The organism is Streptomyces olindensis (assembly GCF_040645895.1).
Taxonomy (GTDB): domain Bacteria; phylum Actinomycetota; class Actinomycetes; order Streptomycetales; family Streptomycetaceae; genus Streptomyces; species Streptomyces olindensis.
Genome location: NZ_JBEYZD010000017.1, coordinates 65,921 through 83,640, shown reverse-complemented (window position 1 = coordinate 83,640; position 17,720 = coordinate 65,921). Strand labels below are relative to the sequence as shown.

Below are 17,720 nucleotides of genomic sequence, written 5' to 3'. Positions count from 1 at the left end.
CTGGGCTGCCGTTCCGTACCCTGACGGCATGCGCATGCGCCCCACCCTGAGCTGGACACCCGACGGGGACCTGCCGCCGGGGACCACGGACCTGGAGCCGGTCGCCGACGCGCTGGGCACCGGCGGTGTGCTGGTGCTCAGCGGAGCGGGCATCTCCACGGAGTCGGGCATCCCCGACTACCGGGGCGAGGGCGGGAGCCTGAGCCGGCACACGCCGATGACCTACCAGGACTTCGTCGCCGGTGCCCAGGCCCGGCGCAGGTACTGGGCGCGCAGTCACCTCGGCTGGCGCACCTTCGGCCGGGCGCTCCCCAACGCGGGGCACCGGGCCGTGGCCGCGTTCGGGCGGCAGGGCCTGCTCTCGGGCGTCATCACCCAGAACGTCGACGGCCTGCACCAGGCCGCCGGCAGCGAGGACGTCGTGGAGCTCCACGGCGCCCTGGACCGGGTCGTCTGCCTGTCCTGCGGCGCCCGCAGTCCGCGCCGCGAGCTCGCCCGGCGGCTGGAGGAGGCCAATCCGGGGTTCGAGCCGGTGGCCGCCGGGATCAACCCGGACGGTGACGCCGACCTCACGGACGACCAGGTCGCCGGTTTCCGCGTGGTGCCCTGCACGGTCTGCGGCGGCATCCTCAAACCGGACGTGGTCTTCTTCGGTGAGACCGTGCCGCCGCAGCGCGTCGAGCACTGCCGTGAGCTGGTCCGGGCGGCGTCCTCGCTGCTGGTCCTGGGTTCCTCGCTGACGGTGATGTCCGGGCTCCGCTTCGTCCGCCAGGCGGCTCAGGCCGGGAAGCCGGTGCTGATCGTCAACCGGGACCCGACCCGGGGCGACCGGCACGCCCTCGCCCGGGTCTCGCTCCCGCTCGGGACGGCCCTCACGGCCGTGGCGGACCGACTGGGCATCGCGGTCGACCGGCAGGCGGCGCCGCGCCCGTGACCGTGCGGGGCTTCGGCGGACGCCCGCGGGAAGCAACTCCCACCTCACAGTGAACGCACAGCCTCTGTCCTTCCTCTTGCAGGGCGAAGCCCCGCAACTGAGAGGAACGTGCTGTGCGTTCACGTACACGTATACGTCCGCGCCTGTATCCGGCCGGGTCCCTGGTGCTCGCCATCGCCGCCGCGGGATCCGTGCTGGCCGGGCCGGCCGGCTCCGCGCTCGCCGCCGAGACGGCGGGGCGCGCCGATCTACGGGCGGATGTGAACCGCGACGGGCGGGTCGACGTCACCGGTGGCAGCGACAAGAGCGGTGAGGACGGCTGGTCCGTCGAGCGTGGCGCCGTCTACCTGCCCAACATCGACGACGACGCCAAGCGGTGCCCGGTCACCGGGCCCGGCGGCAGCCCGCTGTCCGACGCGAAGCTGGCCGCGTGCAACGACGGTTCCGACGCGAAGGTCAACGGCGCCGAGGACGCCGCCGACCTCGCCCGGGTGCGTTCCGTGCCCCTGCCGGGCCTTCCGGCGGACGCCAAGGGCGCGTTGAAGGTCACCACGGGAGGCGACCACGCGCACCTCTTCCTCAAGCGTGCCGGGAAGTGGGTGCTGGTGACGGCCCAGACCCGGCTGACCGCCGCCGAGTTGCGTGCCGGTGTGGAGTTCGGTGTCGAGGCCACCGACGTCGTCCGGGACAGAGCGAAGTGGGACGGACGCGCGGTGGTCCGGCTGACGGTGACGTCCGGCGGCAAGTCCACCTCCGACGCCGTGACCCTGCGCGTCGCCCCGCTGCTGACGCACCACCATCTGCAGAACACCCAGCAGGTGATGGTGACCGAGGTCCAGGGGCAGGGCCCGTACAGCCGTCTCCAGCAGAAGTTCGTCGCCGAGCTCGCCAAGGAGGTCGAGAAGGCCGGGGTCACCACGCCGCTGGTCAAGTTCACGAAGTACGCCGACCCCTGGGCCCAGGACTTCGTCGAACCGGCCTACGTCAGCATGACCGGGCCGGGCGGCCGGCGGCACGTGATGCGCGTGATGCTGCGCTCCGCCCAGCCGGACCGGGACGCGGGCCGGGAGCTGTTCGAGAAGGTGCGCGGCCGGGACATCGGTGTCGTGCAGGTGACCGACCGGGCGGAGCCCGACGACTGGTCGCTCAACTCCATGGGGAACCTGGAGACCATCCCGCCCTACGCGCACAACGGGCGCTCTTTCCCGGCCGGGCGGATCATCATGGGCGAGCGCAAGGACAGCGGGGCGCGTCCGTCGAAGGTGATGCGGACGCTGCTCGCGTCACAGGGGCTGCAGGACCCGCTGCTGCTGGACACCTCCTGGCTGGGCGTCGGGCACGTCGACGAGTTCGTGCAGTTCCTGCCCGCCGACACCCCGCGCGGCTGGCGCATCGGGCTCGCCGACCCGGAGGCGGGGCTGCGGCTGCTGCGCGACGCCCAGCGCGACGGCCACGGCAGGACGAAGATGTTCTCCGTGCCCGGCCGCAGCGACAGTCCGGCGCCCAAGGAGACCATCGACCAGGCGCTCGCCTCCCGTCACCTGGTGGCCGACAACCAGATGGCGGCGCGGCGCATCGCGGCCAACCTGGAGGTCCTCAAGCGCGAGACGGGGATCACCGACGAGGAGATCGTGCGCGTGCCCGCGCTGTACACCCGTGATTCGGAGGCCGTGACCGCCGAGGGCGAGGAGATTCCGGTGCCGCGGCTGACGCGGATGGGCGCCGGCTCCGACCTCGTGGACAGCCTCGGGGAGCGCGGCCAGCAGAAGTGGCTCGCCGAGAACCCGGCCGCCCCGCGCGCGGCGGCCGCGCCGACGGTGACGACCAGCGCGTACGTTCCGGGCGCGGTCAACGGCGTGCTCCTGGCGCGCGATCGCTACCTCGCCCCGCGCCAGTGGGGGCCCGTCATCGGCGGCAAGGACATCTTCACGGAAGCCGTCACCGCCGCCTACGAGCGGATCGGGCTGCGGGTGTCGTACATCGACGACTGGTACACGTACCACCTCGGGATGGGTGAGGTGCACTGCGGCACCAACACCCTGCGCGACGCGACGGCGGCTTGGTGGCAGCGTCCGGCGGCGGGCCCCGACGGCGCCTAGGCGGCGGGTGGTTCGGGCTCTGCCGCCCCTGGGGCCGGATCGTCCGGCGATCTCCTCGCCGGCCGATCCGGGGGACGGGCGCGTCAGTCCACGATCAGCTCGGCGCGCCCCGCCGGATTCCGCTCGGCGAGCACGCCGCTGAAGTTGCCTTCGACCTCCGTCTTCTCGGCCGCGTTCGGGTACGGGTTCGTGCACGAGACGCCGGCGCTGGAGCCCGACATCAGGCTCGAGCACGGGCCGGGCTTGCGGTCGGGCAGGCCCAGGATGTGCCCGAGTTCGTGGGAGGAGATCCGGACCGTGTCGTACCCCTGGTCGACGGCCTGGCGCCCGATGTAGACGGTTCCGTTGCCCAGGGTGGTGGGCAGGGCGCGCGGCCAGCCGTTGTCCGCCAGGACCCGTATGTTCGCGCGCTGTCCGGCGGTGACCGGCCGGAGCTCGACGGCGTCGACACTCGCGTTCCAGATGGCCGCGCCCCGGTCGACCGCGCTCTTGAACTCCGCGGCGCCGGCGGCGTCGTAGGTGAGGACCCGGGCGGCGAGCGTGGCGTCGGCCGGGCCTTGCGCAACGGCCGCGGCCTGGCCGCCCGTCAGGGACAGGGCCACCAGACAGGCGGCGGCCAGACCGCCGGTCAGCGTACGGACGTGCATGATCGACCTCCTTATGGGGGAAGGGCAGTCGTGCTCATGACATTCGCAAGGAGCGTACTGCCCGAGGAGGGTGGCGAGGAATCCGGATGACCCGGTGCCTTGTCCGGAGACCGGCCGGCTGCTTGTCCGTCCCCTGCTATGGTGCGCCGATGTCGTCGATCAAGAAGTTCCAAGTCACCTTCGACTGCGCGGAACCGGCGCGCCTCGCCGGCTTCTGGTGCGAGGTGCTGGGGTACGTCGTGCCGCCGGTCCCGGAGGGGTTCGCCACTTGGGAGGACTACCACCACTCGCTGCCGCCTGAGGATCAGGTCGTCTACTTCGCCTGCAGCGATCCCTCGGGGGAGGGCCCGCGCCTGCTCTTCCAGCGCGTGCCCGAAGGGAAGGTCGTCAAGAATCGGGTGCATCTCGACGTGCGGGCCGGCACCGGACTCGTGGGGGAAGAGCGCCTCGCCACGCTGGAGGCCGAGTGCGCACGGCTGGTCGCGCTCGGTGCGGTGCACGTGCGGACGCTGCTCGCCGATGGCGAGAACGAGTCGTGCATCGTCATGCAGGACATCGAGGGCAACGAGTTCTGTCTCGACTGAGATTCCGCAGCGCACCGCAGGCTGGACATCGGCCTCCCCACGGCGGTCCCTCGTGCACCGTGGGGTCAGAGTCGGTGCACGGGCGGGCAAGGGGCGCTGGCCTGCCGGATCTAGCGTGGCCGTGGCGGCCGGGGGGATCTCCGATTCCCCGCGGCCGCACGCGCCGGAGACACCGGCAGGCACTGAGTCTCAGGAGTCCCTATGTCCTCCACCTTCGAGCCGGTTCAGCCGGTCCTGGAGCCGGCCGCGGCCAAGTTCGCCGAGGCGACCGACCATCCGCCCTACCTGTTCGACCTGCCTCCGGCCGAGGGTCGCAAGGCCGTCGACGAGGTGCAGTCCGGTGACATCGCCAAGCCCGCCGTCGACGAGCGGTGGATCACCGTCCCGGGCGGTCCGACCGGCAGCGTCCGCGCCCGCGTCGTCAAGCCGGCCGGCGCCGAGGGCACCCTCCCGGTCGTCCTGTACATCCACGGCGCCGGATGGGTCTTCGGCAACGCCCACACCCACGACCGTCTGGTCCGCGAACTCGCCGTGGGCGCCCACGCGGCCGTGGTGTTCCCGGAGTACGACCTCTCCCCCGAGGTCCGCTACCCGGTCGCCATCGAGCAGAACTACGCCGTCGCCCAGTGGGTCGTCCGGCAGGGCGCGTCCCAGGGCCTGGACGGTTCGCGGCTGGCCGTGGCCGGTGACTCGGTGGGCGGCAACATGAGCGCGGCGCTGACGCTGATGGCCAAGGAACGCGGGGACGTCGAGCTGGTCCAGCAGGTGCTGTTCTACCCGGTGACCGACGCGAGCTTCGACACCGGCTCCTACCACCAGTTCGCGACCGGCTACTTCCTGCGCCGCGACGGCATGCAGTGGTTCTGGGACCAGTACACGACGGACGAGTCGGACCGCGCCCGGATCACCGCGTCCCCGCTGCGTGCCACCACCGAGCAGCTCGCCGGTCTTCCCCCGGCCCTGGTCATCACCGCCGAGGCCGACGTCCTGCGCGACGAGGGCGAGGCCTACGCCAACAAGCTCCGCCAGGCGGGCGTGGCCGTCACGGCCGTGCGGTACCAGGGCGTCATCCACGACTTCGTCATGCTCGACGCCCTCCGTGAGACCCACGCCGCCGACGCGGCCATCACACAGGCCGCCACCGTCCTCCGAGCCGCGCTGCACCCCCGCTGACCCGGCGGCTCGACCGTTCCGAGGCACACGGACGGGGCCGCCGCACTCCGTCCGTCACTCCTCGCCCAGGTCGCCGCGCTCCGGGTACGATTCCGGAACCACATCCCTGGCGTGCCCCCACCGCGAGCGCAGGTACAGCGAAGCGAGCCGGCTGTGAACCACACACCCTTCCCGCCCGAACCCTGGCACCTGCGCGGCACCATGCATATGGCCGTGTGGCGGATTCCGGCGGCCGAGCTGCCGGAGTGGCCGCTGCCTCCCGGCGTCCGGCCGCTGGCTCTGGGCCGCCACGGCTGCGTCGTCACGTTCTGGGTCGACTACTTGCCCGGCGGCACCCTCGCCTACCGGGAACTGCTCGTCGCGCAGGCGGTGCGCCACCGCCGCGCCGTCGCGGCCACCGCGGTGGCCGCCTGGGTCGACAGCGAGCGGTCCCGGGCCGGCGGCCGCACCCTGTGGGGCATCCCCAAACAACTCGCCGTCTTCGACTTCCCGGACCCGGAGCCGTCCGCCGGCGCCCACGGGCCCTTTCAGCTGTACGACGACACCGGCTCGGGCCGGCCGGCCGTGACCGGCCGGCACCGCACTCGATTCCGCCTCCCGGGCCGGTGGTTCCTGCCCGGCCGCCTCATCCAGCCGGGCCCCGACGGCACCCCACGCGAAGTCCCCCTGCGGCTCACCGCCTCCGTCAGCCTCGGAACGGCGTCCCTGACGGCCGCCCCCGACTCGCCCCTGTCCTTCCTCAACGGCCGTCGCCCCCTGCTGGCTCTGACCGCCGACGGCTTCCGGTTCACGGTCGGCCGTCGGCCCTCGGCCCGCAGGTCCACGCCATGATGTGAGGGACCGCTTCGCGCAGACTGCCGAAGTGGCGATGCACGCCCTCCACCGCGGCGGCGGCGTTCACGCCCCACACCGTCATCCCGGCACGGAGCCCGGACCGCACTCCGGACGGGGCGTCCTCGATGACCAGGCAGTCCGCCGGCTCGGCGCCCAGCCGTGCGGCGGCCTGCAGATAGGGCACGGGTGAGGGCTTGCCCTCTGCCACGGCGGCCGCGTCCACGATCACCTCCGGCACGGGCAGGCCCGTCCGTTCGAAACGGCCGCGCACCCGGTGCTCGTAGTTCGAGGTGACCAGCGCCCAGGCCCCCGGCGGCAGGCCGTGCAGCAACTCCGACGCGCCGTGGAAGGCCGTATAGGCGCCGGACCGGACGTCCTCGTCCTCCAACTCGTGCAAAAGGGCCAGGCACGCGCTCGGATCATGGCCGGCGGCGACCTGGGCGAACGTCTCCATCGGCCGTGTCCGCAGAGCCACCCGGTAGACCTCGTCCGCGTCCAGCCCGTGGTGCCTCGCCCAGGTCTCCCAGACACGACGCTGGTTGCTCACCGCGTCGATCAGCGTGCCGTCGACATCGAAGAGCACGTACTTCATGCGGCCCGGCCGCCCAGGTTCACTCGTCACGCGTCGATCATGCCAGGCAGCCCGCGGGCGGTTTCCGGACAGCGGCCCGAAATATACCCAGCACGCAAACTTTTGGGCGGTCTGACCGAATAGGCCGCCATATTGCAGCTTCCGCGGGAACGGGTGTGACGCGGGAGCAATAGCGGTGCGCTGTAAAGAGCGAAAGGGCCGGCCTCAGCTGAATCGCACCGCCATGGGCGACCGGCCGACGAACCATCGCGCCAGACGGGATTTCCTGTGAACAACACCGGACCGGCTTCCGGATACCAGACGTACGACGAGCCCTCGGGGCCCGACCACTCCGCCCGCAATCAGGCCGCCGCGCGGAGGACCGCCCTCACCATCTGCACGATCGCCGACGTGGCTGCCGGTGTGCTGGGCCTGTGGATCGTGCTGTATCTGCTCGACGCCAACCAGTCGAATCCGTTCGTGGAGTTCGTGCGGGGAACCGCGAACTGGTTGTCCGGGTGGGCACAGGATATTTTCACGATGGACACAGAAGGCCTGCGGGTCATCCTCAATTATGGGCTTCCGGCCGTCATTTATTTGCTGATCGGTCACGGCATCGCCGCCCGCATCAACCGGGCCTGACGGCACCGGGGAACTCACTCCGCATCCGGGAAACCGTGAATGCGCGCCGAGCACGACAGTGGAAAGGCCAGCACGGTGACAGGCACTCCGAGCGAGAGAGATCAGGCGCCGATCTACCAGGAACTGGTGCGCGAGCGAGGAGACGTCGTGGCGGAGGCCCAGTCGGCCGCCGAGCACACGCAGCAGCAGGCGGCCCGACTGCTGGGCGGTCACCACGCCGACCAGCCGTATCCCGGCGAACCACTCGGGCAACCAGCGCGTTTCCCCTCGCCCCCACAGCTGTGATCGTGCCGCTGGGGGGCGGTGCCGCGCCCGGGGGCACTCGGCTCGTGTGACGTCCGTGGCGCACGCTGCGCTGTAACAGGTGGGTCGCGAGGGCGACCCCGTGAGGTCCGCTTTCCCCCCGTGAGCGGGCACTCGCGCGGGGGCGGGCAGGCGCGCATCCCCCCGTCGCCCGCCCGCCCCACGCGCATCCGGCGCACCGACCGAGCCGGAGAGTCGCGGCGGAGCCGACGTCGGTGGCGGTGGGCGGCCCGGGGCACCCCGTTGTTCTCCAGGGGCGAAGGCGGGGTGGCGAGGCCGATGAAGACGCCGATCTTGGGCAGACGTCGGTGGTGATCTTCCCGTCGGTCCCATGAGAGGGGGGCATGCCGTGACCGCACCCGCGCGTCCCGCGCCGCCTGCGAGGCGTCGTCGCCGGTTCGACCTTCGCGCGACCGCCCTGTTCTTCGTCTTTCTCGCCGTGGTCGTGAGCGTCGTCGGCCTCGCCGTCCGCGTGCTGGCAGGCGCTGTCGAGCGGCGTCCCGCCTGGATCTTCGTCCTGGTCGTCGTGGGTGTCGCGGGCTTCGCCGGCCTGGGGCGACGATGGCACCTGGCGCGAGCGGCCCGCCGGGCCGCGGCCGCACTCGACGCAGCGGCACGAGAAGCGGCCGACGCGTTGGAGGCGCCCGCGATTCCCCGCCAGCCGGCGGCTGTCGAGATCCCGGTGGACTACGACGCCCTGACGGCCGAGGAGTTCGAAGAGGCGATCGCCGCGCTCTGCGAGCGCGACGGCTGCTCCGGCGTCGAGGTGGTGGGGGGTGCCGGGGACCTGGGCGCCGACGTCGTCGCCATGGCCCCCGACGGGCGCCGGGTCGTCGTCCAGTGCAAGCACTACGGCGACTCCCACCGGGTCGGCTCCCAGGACCTCCAGCGCTTCGGCGGCACCTGTTTCACCGTCCACGAGGCCGATGTCGCGGTGCTGGTCACCACGAGCGACTTCACCACGCCGGCGGTGGAGTACGCCGAGCAGTGCGGGATCGTGTGCGTGGACCGGGAGGCCCTGCGGACGTGGACGGACGGCACCGGTCCCCGGCCCTGGGAGTCCGCCCCGGAAGACCGGGCGACGGGGTGGGAACGAGCGGCTGCCGAGTCGTGACCAGGGCGGGCGACGCCGCGCCCCGGTCACGTCCCACTGAAAACGGTCAGTTGAAAGGGTCGAGGGTGAGGTAGGCCTGTCGGGGGTTGCCGTCGTGGACGAGGGACTCGTGGTGGCCGACGTCGTCGAAGGCGAACGCGTAGGCCTTGCCGTCGGCCATCTGGGCGTGGATCTTGCGGGCGTAGTGGTTGGTGACGTTGTCCTTGTAGAACGCGTCGGCGGTGGTGTCCGGCTGGTTGGGGTTGGTCAGCAGCGTGGAGCGGTTGAAGCCGGCGCACAGGGTGCGGGAGATCGGGCCGCGCACCTGGTCGTTGGGCGCGTCGAGCAGTCGGTGGCAGCCGAAGACGGAGGACGCGTCCGGCTTCTGGAAGCTGGTGACGACGGCGCCGGCACCGTCGGTGAAGTGCATGACGCCGCCGGAGACCCGGCCGTAGTACTTGGTGCCCGGCCGGTCGGCGAACGGGGTGACCGTCAGGGTCGAGGTGGAGTACTTCTGCCAGACGCGGTTGATGTAGTCGTCCATGACGGTGGCGGGCAGGGCGCCGGTCTCCAGCCCGTACAGCGGCGACAGGGCGCGCAGTACGGTGCCGTCGGAGCGGGTCTGGATCAGGTTGGCCCAGCCTCCGGGCTGTCCCCGCAGGGCCGTGAAGAAGCCGTTGTAGCCGCCGGGCCTGAGCCGGCCGGTGCTCGCGGTGGTGCCGTCGGCGCGCTGCACCCCCACCGCGTACGGGGCGGAGAACATGTCGACCTGTGTGCTGTTGATCCACAGGCCGGAGTCGTTGAGTGTGTACTCCGACCAGTTGAACAGGATGTTGCGGTTGGGGTCGGTGGGGTTCTGCACGGCGGGCTGGACCAGGCCGCCGGTGGTGAGCCTGAAGACGAGTTTCTGTCCGTAGGAGAAGTACACGCGGCCGGAGAACTTCGGCATGCGGATGGTGGTCGACTGTCCCGCGGCGGGGCCGGGGATGGAGGCGTCGGGGGCGGGTGTCGGCGGGTTTCCCCCCGCCGGCCACGGGTGGAAGGTGCCGCTCGCGTCGGCCCAGCCCTGGCGTCCGGTCGACAGCTCCGTGCCGAGGTTGTAGATGTACACCGGCTCGTTGCGCGCCGAGTTGTTGGTGATCTTCAGGGGGATCGTCGCCGGGACCGCGGCCTCGGCCGGCGGGACCGCGGCCTGAGCAGGTGTGCTCGCTCCGGTCGCGAGCAACGAGCCGGCGAGCGCCGTGGCGAGGGCCAACCTCACCGCTCTGGACTGGCGCCTGAGGGTCCGTAACATGCGGTGCCTCCGTTCGACGAGGGCCGGTACAGGACGCTCTGAGAGCGCTCTCAGCGTTGCGCTTTGGTCCGGACCTGTCAATGAGGTCGACGTGAAGCCGTGGTGGAGGTGCGCCGCCGGGGGCGCACCTCCAGGCGGTGCGGTGCCGTCAGTCTTCGAGTGCCCGGGCGGTCTCCTCGCGCAGGAGGGCGACGTAGTCACGGGTCCAGGACTCGATCGTGTCGCGGTCCCACAGGTCGGCCGAGTACTCCACGAAGCCCCGCAGTTCGTCCCCGGCCGGGACGAGACCGAAGGTGAGGTCCGTGCGCGCCGCGGCGGGGGCGAGGTCCTCCACGGCCGTGGTGAGGCCGGGCAGTTCGACCTCCGCGTCCAGGGAGTTCTGGTACGCGAAGCCGACGTCCAGCCGGTCCGGCACGTCGGCGCCCGTGCGCTCCCGCAGCGCCGGGGCGATCAGCCGCACCGGCATGGCCTGGTCCATGCACTCCACCGCCGTGCGGGCGACCCGGTCCGTCAGCGCGGTGAAGGAACCGGCGGCCCCCTCCCGGACCGGCAGGGCGAAGCCGGTGATCGTGCAGGCCAGCAGGGATTCGAACGCGCGGCGCTCGCGGTTGGCGTAGGAGATGTTGAACACGACGTCGGCCTGCCCGGCCTTCCGCGCGAGCATCCGCCCCAGGGCCGCCGCCGTGACGGCGAACGGCGTCGTGCCCCGCTGCCTCGCGAGGCGTTCGACGGCACTCCGCACGCCGGCCGGCACGGTGAAGGGCACGGCCCCGCCCCGGCCGCTCGGCTTCTCCGGTCTGGGCCGGTCCAGGGGCAGGCCGACGGTGAACGGCACTCCGTCGAGTGCGTCCAGCCAGAACCGCAGCTTGCGTGCGTCGGCGGCCTCGTCGGCCTGCTCCCGCTGCCATCGCGCGTACTCCACCGGCTGGCACCGCACGGTCGGCAGCGCGTGGGGCTCGCCGCGCCGGGCGGCACCGTAGAGCGCGGCGAGTTCCTTCAGCAGCAGGCTGACGGACCATCCGTCGCAGGCGGAGTGGTGCAGGACGAGGAGCAGGACCCAGGTGGTGTCCGAGGTGCGCAGGAGGCGCAGGGTCATCGGCGTGCCGTGGCCGGGGTCGATCGGTGTTTCGGCGGCCTCGGTGCTCGCCTCGTCGAGGGCGGCCTGGCGTTCGTGCTCGGCTCGTGAGGTGAGGTCGTCGAGCGGCAGGTGCACGGGGCCGGGGCGCAGGACCCGCTGTTCCCAGCCGTCCGCGCCGCGGGTCAGGCGGGTGCGCAGGCCTTCGTGCCGCTCGACCAGCTGGGTCACGGCGGTGCGCAGGGCCGGGACGTCCAGGGTTCCGGTGAGGGTGATGCGCAGGGCGACGTTGAACACCTGCGGCAGCGGGTGGTCGGCGTGCACCGTGGCGAAGCGGGCCTGCTGGGCGGTGGCGGGTGCCTGGTGCTCGACCGTGCCGGGGAGGCCGGCCGGCTCGGACGGCGGCTGGTCGGCTGCCCGGGCCAGTCGGGCCGTCATGGCCCGCAGGGTCGGCTCCTGGTAGAAGCTCAGCATCGGGTAGTCGGTGCCGAACTCCTCCCGAACCTGGTTGACCAGCCGCATCGCGGTGATCGAGTGGCCGCCCAGGTCGAAGAACGAGGCGTCGGCCGTGAGGGCGTCGGGGTCCGTGCCGAACTCGGCGGCCCAGAGTTCCCGGACGCGCCGCTCGACGCCGGTTCGGTGGCCGGACGTCGGTTCGCCGCCGGTGGTGGGGGCCGGTCCGTGGCTCGGTGCGGTCGTGACGAGGTCGGGTGCCGGGAGCCCGGCCCGGTCCAGTTTGCCGTTGCCCGTCACGGGCAGGGCGGGCAGGATCCGCCAGGCGCGCGGCACCAGGTACTCGGGCAGGCGGGCCGCCAGTTCCTCGGCCAGGAGGTCGGCGAACGCCTGCCGGTCGTCGGCCGCCGCGCCGATCGGGTCGGCGGGGACGGCGTAGGCGGCGAGGTAGGCCTCGCCCCGGTTGTTGCGGCGGGCCAGGACGGCCGCCTCGCGCACGCCGTCCAGGGTGGCAAGGACGCGGGAGACCTCCTCCGGCTCGACGCGGAAGCCCCGGATCTTCACCTGGTCGTCGGCCCGGCCGCGGAACTCCAGGGTGCCGTCGCCCCTCCAGCGGACCAGGTCGCCGGTGCGGTACCTGCGGGCGTCCGGGGCGCCGTCCGGGTCCGGCAGGAAGCGCTCCTCGGTCAGTCGGGGGCGGTGCAGATAGCCGAGGGCGACGCCCGGGCCGCCGACGTACAGCTCCCCCACCGCACCGACGGGCACCGGACTGCCGGCGGCGTCGAGGACGCTCAGCGTCACGTTGTCGGCCGGCCTCCCTATCGCGATGGGCCGGCCGTCCTCCTGGCCCTGTGGGGAGACGGTCTCGGTGGTGCACAGCACGGTGACCTCGGTGGGCCCGTACACGTTCACCGTCTCGTACGGCGCCTCGGGCCGCGGCCGGGTGCGCAGCACGTCGCCGCCGAGCAGCAGGTGGCGCAGCGGCGGCTGCTCGGCCGGTGGGAGACGCAGCAGTTGTTCGCCGAGGGCGGTGGGGAGGATCGAGAAGGTGACGCCCTGCTCGGCGTACCAGCGGGCCAGGGCGAGCGGGTCCCGGCGCAGGTCGTCGTCGGCGATCGTGACCGACGCGCCCGCCGTCAGCGCCGGCCAGATCTCCAGGAGGGAGGCGTCGAAGCTCTGGCTGCACACCACGGCGCTGCGGTCGGCGGGGGTGAAGGCGAAGCGCCGGTGCTGCCACCCGCAGAGGTCGACGACACCGCGGTGCGACACCACGACGCCCTTGGGGGTGCCGGTGCTGCCGGAGGTGTAGAGGACGCAGCACGGTGCCTGGCTGTCGGCGGTGGACTCGGCGCCTTGCCTGTGCGGCGCGGTCGCGTCCGGCGGTACGGCGGTCACGTCCGGCGGTACGACGGTCGCGTCCGGCGGTACGACGGTCACGTGCCCGGGGAGCTTCAGGGCCGCCGCCTCCTCGCGCGTCGACACCAGCGTCCGGGCGCCGCACTCGGCGATGACCTGCTCGGCGCGCGCACGGCCGAGGGAGGGGTCGAGCGGGACGTAGGCGCGGCCCGTTCTGAGCACGGCGAGCATGGCGACGACGAGGTCGGCGGAGCGGGGCAGCCACAGCGCCACCGTCTCGGCGGCGTCCGCCGCGTGCCGTTCCCCCAGTGCGGAGGCCAACCTGGCGGCGCGGTCGTCCAGTTCGCGGTAGGTCAGCCGGGTGTCGCCACTGATCACCGCCGTGCTGTTCGGCTGGGCTGCGGCCTGCTCGGCGACGAGGGCGTGGACGGTGGTGCCCGCGGACGGGCGGGACGGGCCGTGCTGCCAGGACCTGGGCACGGGCTCTCCGTCGGCCGCGGGGCCGGCGGCCTGCGGGGCGAGCCGGGACAGGGGGGCCTCGGGATCGTCGACCGCTGCCGCGAGCAGGTCCCGGTAGGCGTCGAAGAACCCGTCGACGGTGTTCCGGTCGAACAGGTCGGTGTTGTACTCCAGATGGCAGCGGATGCCGTGCGGCTGGTCGGTGAAGTAGACGGTGAGGTCCGTCAGGGACTTGTCCGGGCCCGCGTCCAGTGGCGTGGCCTCGATGCCGGGCAGGTCGAAGCGGAACGGCTCGGCTCGCTGGAACTCGGCGAACGTCTGGAACACGGGCGTCCGGTCGACCGCCCTGGCCGGGGCGAGCTCGCGCACCACCGTCTCGAACGGCACGCGCGCGTGGTCGTACGCGTCGAGGGCGACCGTGCGCACCCGGTCCAGGAGGGTGCCGAACGCGGGGTCGCCCGACAGGTCGAGGCGGAGCGCGAGGGTGTTCACGAAGAAGCCGAGCACGTGCTCGGCGCGTTCGGGCCGGTCCGAGATCGGGGTGCCGACGACGAGGTCCGTCTGCCCGGTGACCCGGTGCAGCATCGCCGCGTATCCGGCGAGCAGGGTCATGAACAGGGTGCTGCGGCGGGTGCGGCTCATCTCGCGCAGCCGCCGGGAGAGTTCCGGGTCGAGGGTGTGGAAGACCGCCCGGCCGTTCGACGTCATCGTCGCCGGGCGGGGCCGGGCGGTGGGCAGTGCGAGGACGGGCAGTTCGCCGCCGAGGGTGGTGCGCCAGTACGCCAGGTCCTCCTCGGCGTCCCGGCCGTGCGCGGACGCGGCCCGTTCCCGGGCGTGGTCGGCGTAGCTCCACGTCAGGGCGGGGAGGTCGGGCGCGGTGCCGTCGCGTTCGGCCCGGTAGAGGGCGGACAGGTCGCGGGCGAGGACGGTGGCGGAGGCGGCGTCGACGACGATGTGGTGCAGGGACAGGACGAGCACGTGCTCCGTCTCGGCCGTCCGGACCAGCCGGGTGACGAACAGCGGGCCGTCCGCCAGGTCGAAGCGGCGGCCGCTTTCGGCGGCCAGGACGTCCCGCAGTGCGGCGCCGGGAGCGCCGGTGGCGTCCACGACCTCGAAGTCGGGCTCGGCCGACGCCCGTACCACCTGCCGGGGCTCTCCCCCCGCCTCCCGGAAGACCGTGCGCAGGCCTTCGTGCCGGGCGACGAGACCGCGCAGGGCCGCGTGCAGGGCGGGTACGTCGAGGGGCCCGTCGAGGCGGATCGCCTTGATCTCGTTGTAGGCCGTACGTCCCGGCAGGAGGCGTTCCAGGAACCAGATGCGTTCCTGACCGGGTGACAAGGGCGCCTCGGCGGGGGCCCGACGGACCGGTGCGGGGCGCGGCGGTGCCGAGGCGGCGGTGGCCCGCCGGTGGTAGTGCCGACGCAGGGCGTCCAGGCGCGGCAGGCCCTCGCGCAGGTGGTCCGCCGCGACACCGAAGTCCACGAGGGCCACGATCTCGTCGGCTCCGGCCGCGGTGACCGCGTCGACCACCGGGCGGACGCTGTCCGCCGTGCCGATCAGGGCGCGCTGGTCGCAGTAGCGGCCGTAGGCGCGGCGGAACAGCGTCTGAAGGTCGTCCTCGCTCAGGGCGGCCAGGTCGACGCTGTGCCCGAGGCTGCTGGTGACGCCGCTGAACAGGGACAGCGACGCCCGCATGTACCGGGACAGGGGCTCGTAGGCCTCGGTGCGCGCGGTGTCGTGGTCCTCGGCGAGGAAGGTGTGCAGCAGGACGGCCACCCGGCCGGCGTCCGGGTCCAGGCCGTGCCGGGCCCGGGCGCTCCGGTAGCGGGCGATGTTCTCCCGGAGCTGTTCGACGCTCTGGGTCATCAGGTTGGTGACGATGCCGAGGTCGTGGCCGGCGGCCCGTTCGTAGGAGGCGGGGTTGCCGACGACCGCGGTGTACAGGGGTGGGGTGTCCTGCACCGGGCGTGGGAAGAGCCGCAGGTCGGCCTCGCCGTCGCCGGTGGAGCGGCGCAGGGCGGCACCGCGCCAGAACCTCCGCACCTCTTCCAGCTGTTCGTACATCAGCTCCTTGTGCCGGCCGAAACGGTCGGGGAAGAAGGCGAAGTCCTTGGAGTTCCAGCCGCCGGCGACGCCGATGCCGACGCGCCCGCCGGAGAGGTTGTCCACCATCGACCACTCCTCGGCGACCCGGATCGGGTCGTGGAGCGGCAGGACGACGGAGCCTGCGTTGAGGCGGATGCGCTCGGTCTCCCGCGACAGTGCGGCGGCCAGGACCGCCGGGTTGGGGAAGAGGCCGCCGAAGGAGTGGAAGTGGCGCTCGGGCATCCAGAGCGCGTGGAACCCGTGCCGGTCGGCGAACCGGGCCGTCTCGATGAGCAGTTCGTACTGGCCGTGGCGCGGCGCGGACGCGTCCTGCGGGTAGTCGCCGAAGAAGTAGACGCTGAAGTCGGGGGTGCGGGGGGCGGCTTGCGTCGCCGGTTCGGTGTGGGGTGCGCCGTCCCTCGCCGGTGCGTCGGCGTGTGCGGTGGCCGTCGCGGCGGCGTTCCAGGGCATGGAAGCCACGGGGGTGGGCGCGGGTGTCGGTGGGGGCGCGGGGGCGGACGCGGGCGCTTCTGAAGTCGCTCGGGGTTCCGGCTCCGGTTTCAGCTCCGGTTCCGGCCTCGGTGGCGTGGCCTTCGGCGCCATGATCGGCCCGCCCGGGAAGAACCCCGCCGACCGCAGCTCGCGCAGCGAGTCCCGTACGGCGTCCGCCACGAACTCGATGTCGCCGTCCGAGTGGGCGGTGGACAGGAAGAAGTTGCGCCACTCCCAGACGTGCACGCCGCGCAGCATCAGGTGGTGGTAGAGGAGCTCCATGTCGGCGCGGTGCTCGAAGCGGAACTGGGAGCCGAAGTGGCTCATCCGCAGCGGGTACTCCTCGGCCTCGAAGAAGCCGTTGAGCGTCGCGGCCAGTTCGGCCGTGCGCGCGTTGAGCCGCTCCTGGAGGCGGGGGCTGTGTTCCTTCAGGTGGGCGAGGACGGCGCGGGCGGCGACCATCGACACCGGGTGCTGGATGTACGTGCCGCCGAAGAAGGTGGTGTCGGCGGTCGGGTAGCTGTCGTCGCCGTAGGACCAGTGGCCGCCGTCGACGCCGTCCATGATGTCGGCGCGGCCGGCGATGGCGCCGATGGGGAACCCGCCGCCGAGGAGTTTGCCGTACGTGGCGAGATCGGGTGTGACGCCGTACAGCTCCTGCGCGCCGCGCGGGGCGGGGCGGAAGCCGGTCAGCATCTCGTCGAAGAGCAGCACGATGCCGTGGCGGCGGGTCAGCTCCCGCAGCTTGCGGACGAACTCGGCCGGCTGCAGCGCGGGGTGCCTGCTCTGCACGGGCTCCACGACGACCGCGGCGATGTCGCCGGCGTCGCGGGCGATCGCCTCCAGGGCGCTGTCGCTGCCGTAGTCGAGGACCAGCAGATCGGCGACGGCGGTCTGCGGGATGCCCCGGGAGACGGGGACGGTGAGCTGCTCGCTGCCGCTGCCCGAGGCACGGCCCAGGACGTTGTCGGCGTGGCCGTGGTACGCGCCGAGGAACGTGACGATCTTGTCGCGGCCGGTGGCGGCGCGGGCCAGGCGGATGGCTGCCGAGTTGGCCTCCGTGCCCGAGTTGGCGAAGGCCACGCGCTCCAGGCCGGTGAGTTCGGCGAGGAGTTCCGCCGCCTCGCCGGTCTCGATTGCGCGGGGGCCGAGCTGGATGCCGCGGGAGAGGTGCTCGCGGACGGCCTCGGTGACGAAGTCCGGCTCGTGACCGAAGAGGAGGACGCCGAAGCCCATCGTGATGTCGACGTACTCGTTGCCGTCGACGTCCTGGAGCCGGGCGCCGCTCGCCCGGCGGCCGGCGATCGGGTACAGCATCTCCTTCGTGCCGCTGCGGAACCCCACGACGGCACGGCTGTCGGCCAGGACACGGCGGTAGCGCTGGGCGATCCGCTTGGAGGCCGGGGTCTTCGCGGTGTAGCGGCGGACGAGGTCGGCGAGGTGTGCCTGCTGGGAGTGGGGGGAGGCGCCGCGCACCATGCCGGAGGTCCTCGTGACCGACACGCGGGGGCCGTGGACGCGCGGCGGCTCCGGGGCCTCGGGGGCGGGCGTGCCCATCTGGTCGGCGATGCGCCGCGAGAGTTCGGTCATCGCCGCCAGGTCCCGGTCGAGTGCGGCGGAGATGCC

12 protein-coding genes are annotated in these 17,720 nt (G+C 72.8%); 8 read left to right on the top strand and 4 right to left on the bottom strand.

Annotation, left to right across the window (positions count from 1 at the left end; all coding sequences use genetic code 11):
- Positions 1-28: 28 nt before the first annotated feature.
- Together ABZ948_RS13590 and ABZ948_RS13585 are read left to right on the top strand one after the other, a co-directional pair.
- Positions 29-934, top strand: a complete 906-nt coding sequence (locus ABZ948_RS13590) for an NAD-dependent protein deacetylase (protein WP_359759079.1) — start codon at positions 29-31, stop codon at positions 932-934.
- 113 nt (positions 935-1,047) lie between these two features.
- Positions 1,048-3,033 carry a protein-arginine deiminase domain-containing protein gene (locus tag ABZ948_RS13585; RefSeq protein ID WP_359759077.1) on the top strand — a complete coding sequence of 662 codons (1,986 nt, stop codon included), beginning with the start codon at positions 1,048-1,050 and terminating at the stop codon, positions 3,031-3,033.
- 83 nt (positions 3,034-3,116) lie between these two features.
- On the opposite strand, the gene ABZ948_RS13580 is transcribed toward ABZ948_RS13585, so the two are convergent.
- Positions 3,117-3,680: a snapalysin family zinc-dependent metalloprotease gene (locus ABZ948_RS13580; RefSeq protein ID WP_359759076.1), complete on the bottom strand. Its 564-nt coding sequence runs from the start codon at positions 3,678-3,680 to the stop codon at positions 3,117-3,119.
- 149 nt (positions 3,681-3,829) lie between these two features.
- Between ABZ948_RS13580 and ABZ948_RS13575 the strand changes: the two genes are divergently transcribed.
- From ABZ948_RS13575 to ABZ948_RS13565, 3 genes are all read left to right on the top strand, one after another.
- The gene (locus ABZ948_RS13575; protein ID WP_359759074.1) at positions 3,830-4,264 is read left to right on the top strand and encodes a VOC family protein; all 435 of its coding nucleotides are present in this window, start codon (positions 3,830-3,832) and stop codon (positions 4,262-4,264) included.
- 201 nt (positions 4,265-4,465) lie between these two features.
- Complete coding sequence (locus ABZ948_RS13570) at positions 4,466-5,437, top strand: alpha/beta hydrolase (RefSeq protein WP_359759072.1); 972 nt, start codon at positions 4,466-4,468, stop codon at positions 5,435-5,437.
- 153 nt (positions 5,438-5,590) lie between these two features.
- The gene (locus tag ABZ948_RS13565) at positions 5,591-6,268 is read left to right on the top strand and encodes an acetoacetate decarboxylase family protein (RefSeq protein WP_359759070.1); all 678 of its coding nucleotides are present in this window, start codon (positions 5,591-5,593) and stop codon (positions 6,266-6,268) included.
- Here ABZ948_RS13565 and ABZ948_RS13560 read toward each other — a convergent pair.
- The gene (locus tag ABZ948_RS13560) at positions 6,225-6,863 is read right to left on the bottom strand and encodes an HAD family hydrolase (protein WP_435857491.1); all 639 of its coding nucleotides are present in this window, start codon (positions 6,861-6,863) and stop codon (positions 6,225-6,227) included. The two genes, ABZ948_RS13565 and ABZ948_RS13560, sit on opposite strands and share 44 nt — an antisense overlap.
- A 267-nt stretch (positions 6,864-7,130) precedes the next feature.
- On the opposite strand from ABZ948_RS13560, the gene ABZ948_RS13555 reads away from it, so the two are divergent.
- The 3 genes from ABZ948_RS13555 (at position 7,131) to ABZ948_RS13545 (ending at position 8,901) form a co-directional block, all read left to right on the top strand.
- Positions 7,131-7,484, top strand: a complete 354-nt coding sequence (locus ABZ948_RS13555) for a hypothetical protein (protein WP_359759067.1) — start codon at positions 7,131-7,133, stop codon at positions 7,482-7,484.
- Positions 7,485-7,559: 75 nt separating this feature from the next.
- Entirely contained in the window at positions 7,560-7,769 is a 210-nt protein-coding gene (locus ABZ948_RS13550; RefSeq protein ID WP_359759066.1) for a hypothetical protein, read from the top strand.
- A gap of 367 nt (positions 7,770-8,136) precedes the next feature.
- Positions 8,137-8,901 (top strand): restriction endonuclease, encoded by a 765-nt coding sequence (locus ABZ948_RS13545; protein WP_359759065.1) that lies wholly within the window; start codon positions 8,137-8,139, stop codon positions 8,899-8,901.
- 46 nt (positions 8,902-8,947) lie between these two features.
- Here ABZ948_RS13545 and ABZ948_RS13540 read toward each other — a convergent pair whose 3' ends face one another.
- Both ABZ948_RS13540 and ABZ948_RS13535 read right to left on the bottom strand, forming a co-directional pair.
- Positions 8,948-10,174: a glycoside hydrolase family 64 protein gene (locus tag ABZ948_RS13540; protein WP_359759064.1), complete on the bottom strand. Its 1,227-nt coding sequence runs from the start codon at positions 10,172-10,174 to the stop codon at positions 8,948-8,950.
- Between the two features lie 148 nt (positions 10,175-10,322).
- Positions 10,323-17,684 carry a non-ribosomal peptide synthetase gene (locus ABZ948_RS13535; RefSeq protein ID WP_435857490.1) on the bottom strand — a complete coding sequence of 2,454 codons (7,362 nt, stop codon included), beginning with the start codon at positions 17,682-17,684 and terminating at the stop codon, positions 10,323-10,325.
- Positions 17,685-17,720: the final 36 nt, after the last annotated feature.

Excerpts from the sequence above, each read along its gene's own strand:
- ABZ948_RS13590 (WP_359759079.1), top strand. The coding sequence starts at position 29 with ATGCGCATGCGCCCCACCCTGAGCTGGACACCCGACGGGGACCTGCCG.
- ABZ948_RS13580 (WP_359759076.1), bottom strand. The coding sequence starts at position 3,680 with ATGCACGTCCGTACGCTGACCGGCGGTCTGGCCGCCGCCTGTCTGGTG.
- ABZ948_RS13575 (WP_359759074.1), top strand. The coding sequence starts at position 3,830 with ATGTCGTCGATCAAGAAGTTCCAAGTCACCTTCGACTGCGCGGAACCG.
- ABZ948_RS13570 (WP_359759072.1), top strand. The coding sequence starts at position 4,466 with ATGTCCTCCACCTTCGAGCCGGTTCAGCCGGTCCTGGAGCCGGCCGCG.
- ABZ948_RS13560 (WP_435857491.1), bottom strand. The coding sequence starts at position 6,863 with ATGAAGTACGTGCTCTTCGATGTCGACGGCACGCTGATCGACGCGGTG.
- ABZ948_RS13540 (WP_359759064.1), bottom strand. The coding sequence starts at position 10,174 with ATGTTACGGACCCTCAGGCGCCAGTCCAGAGCGGTGAGGTTGGCCCTC.
- ABZ948_RS13535 (WP_435857490.1), bottom strand. The coding sequence starts at position 17,684 with ATGACCGAACTCTCGCGGCGCATCGCCGACCAGATGGGCACGCCCGCC.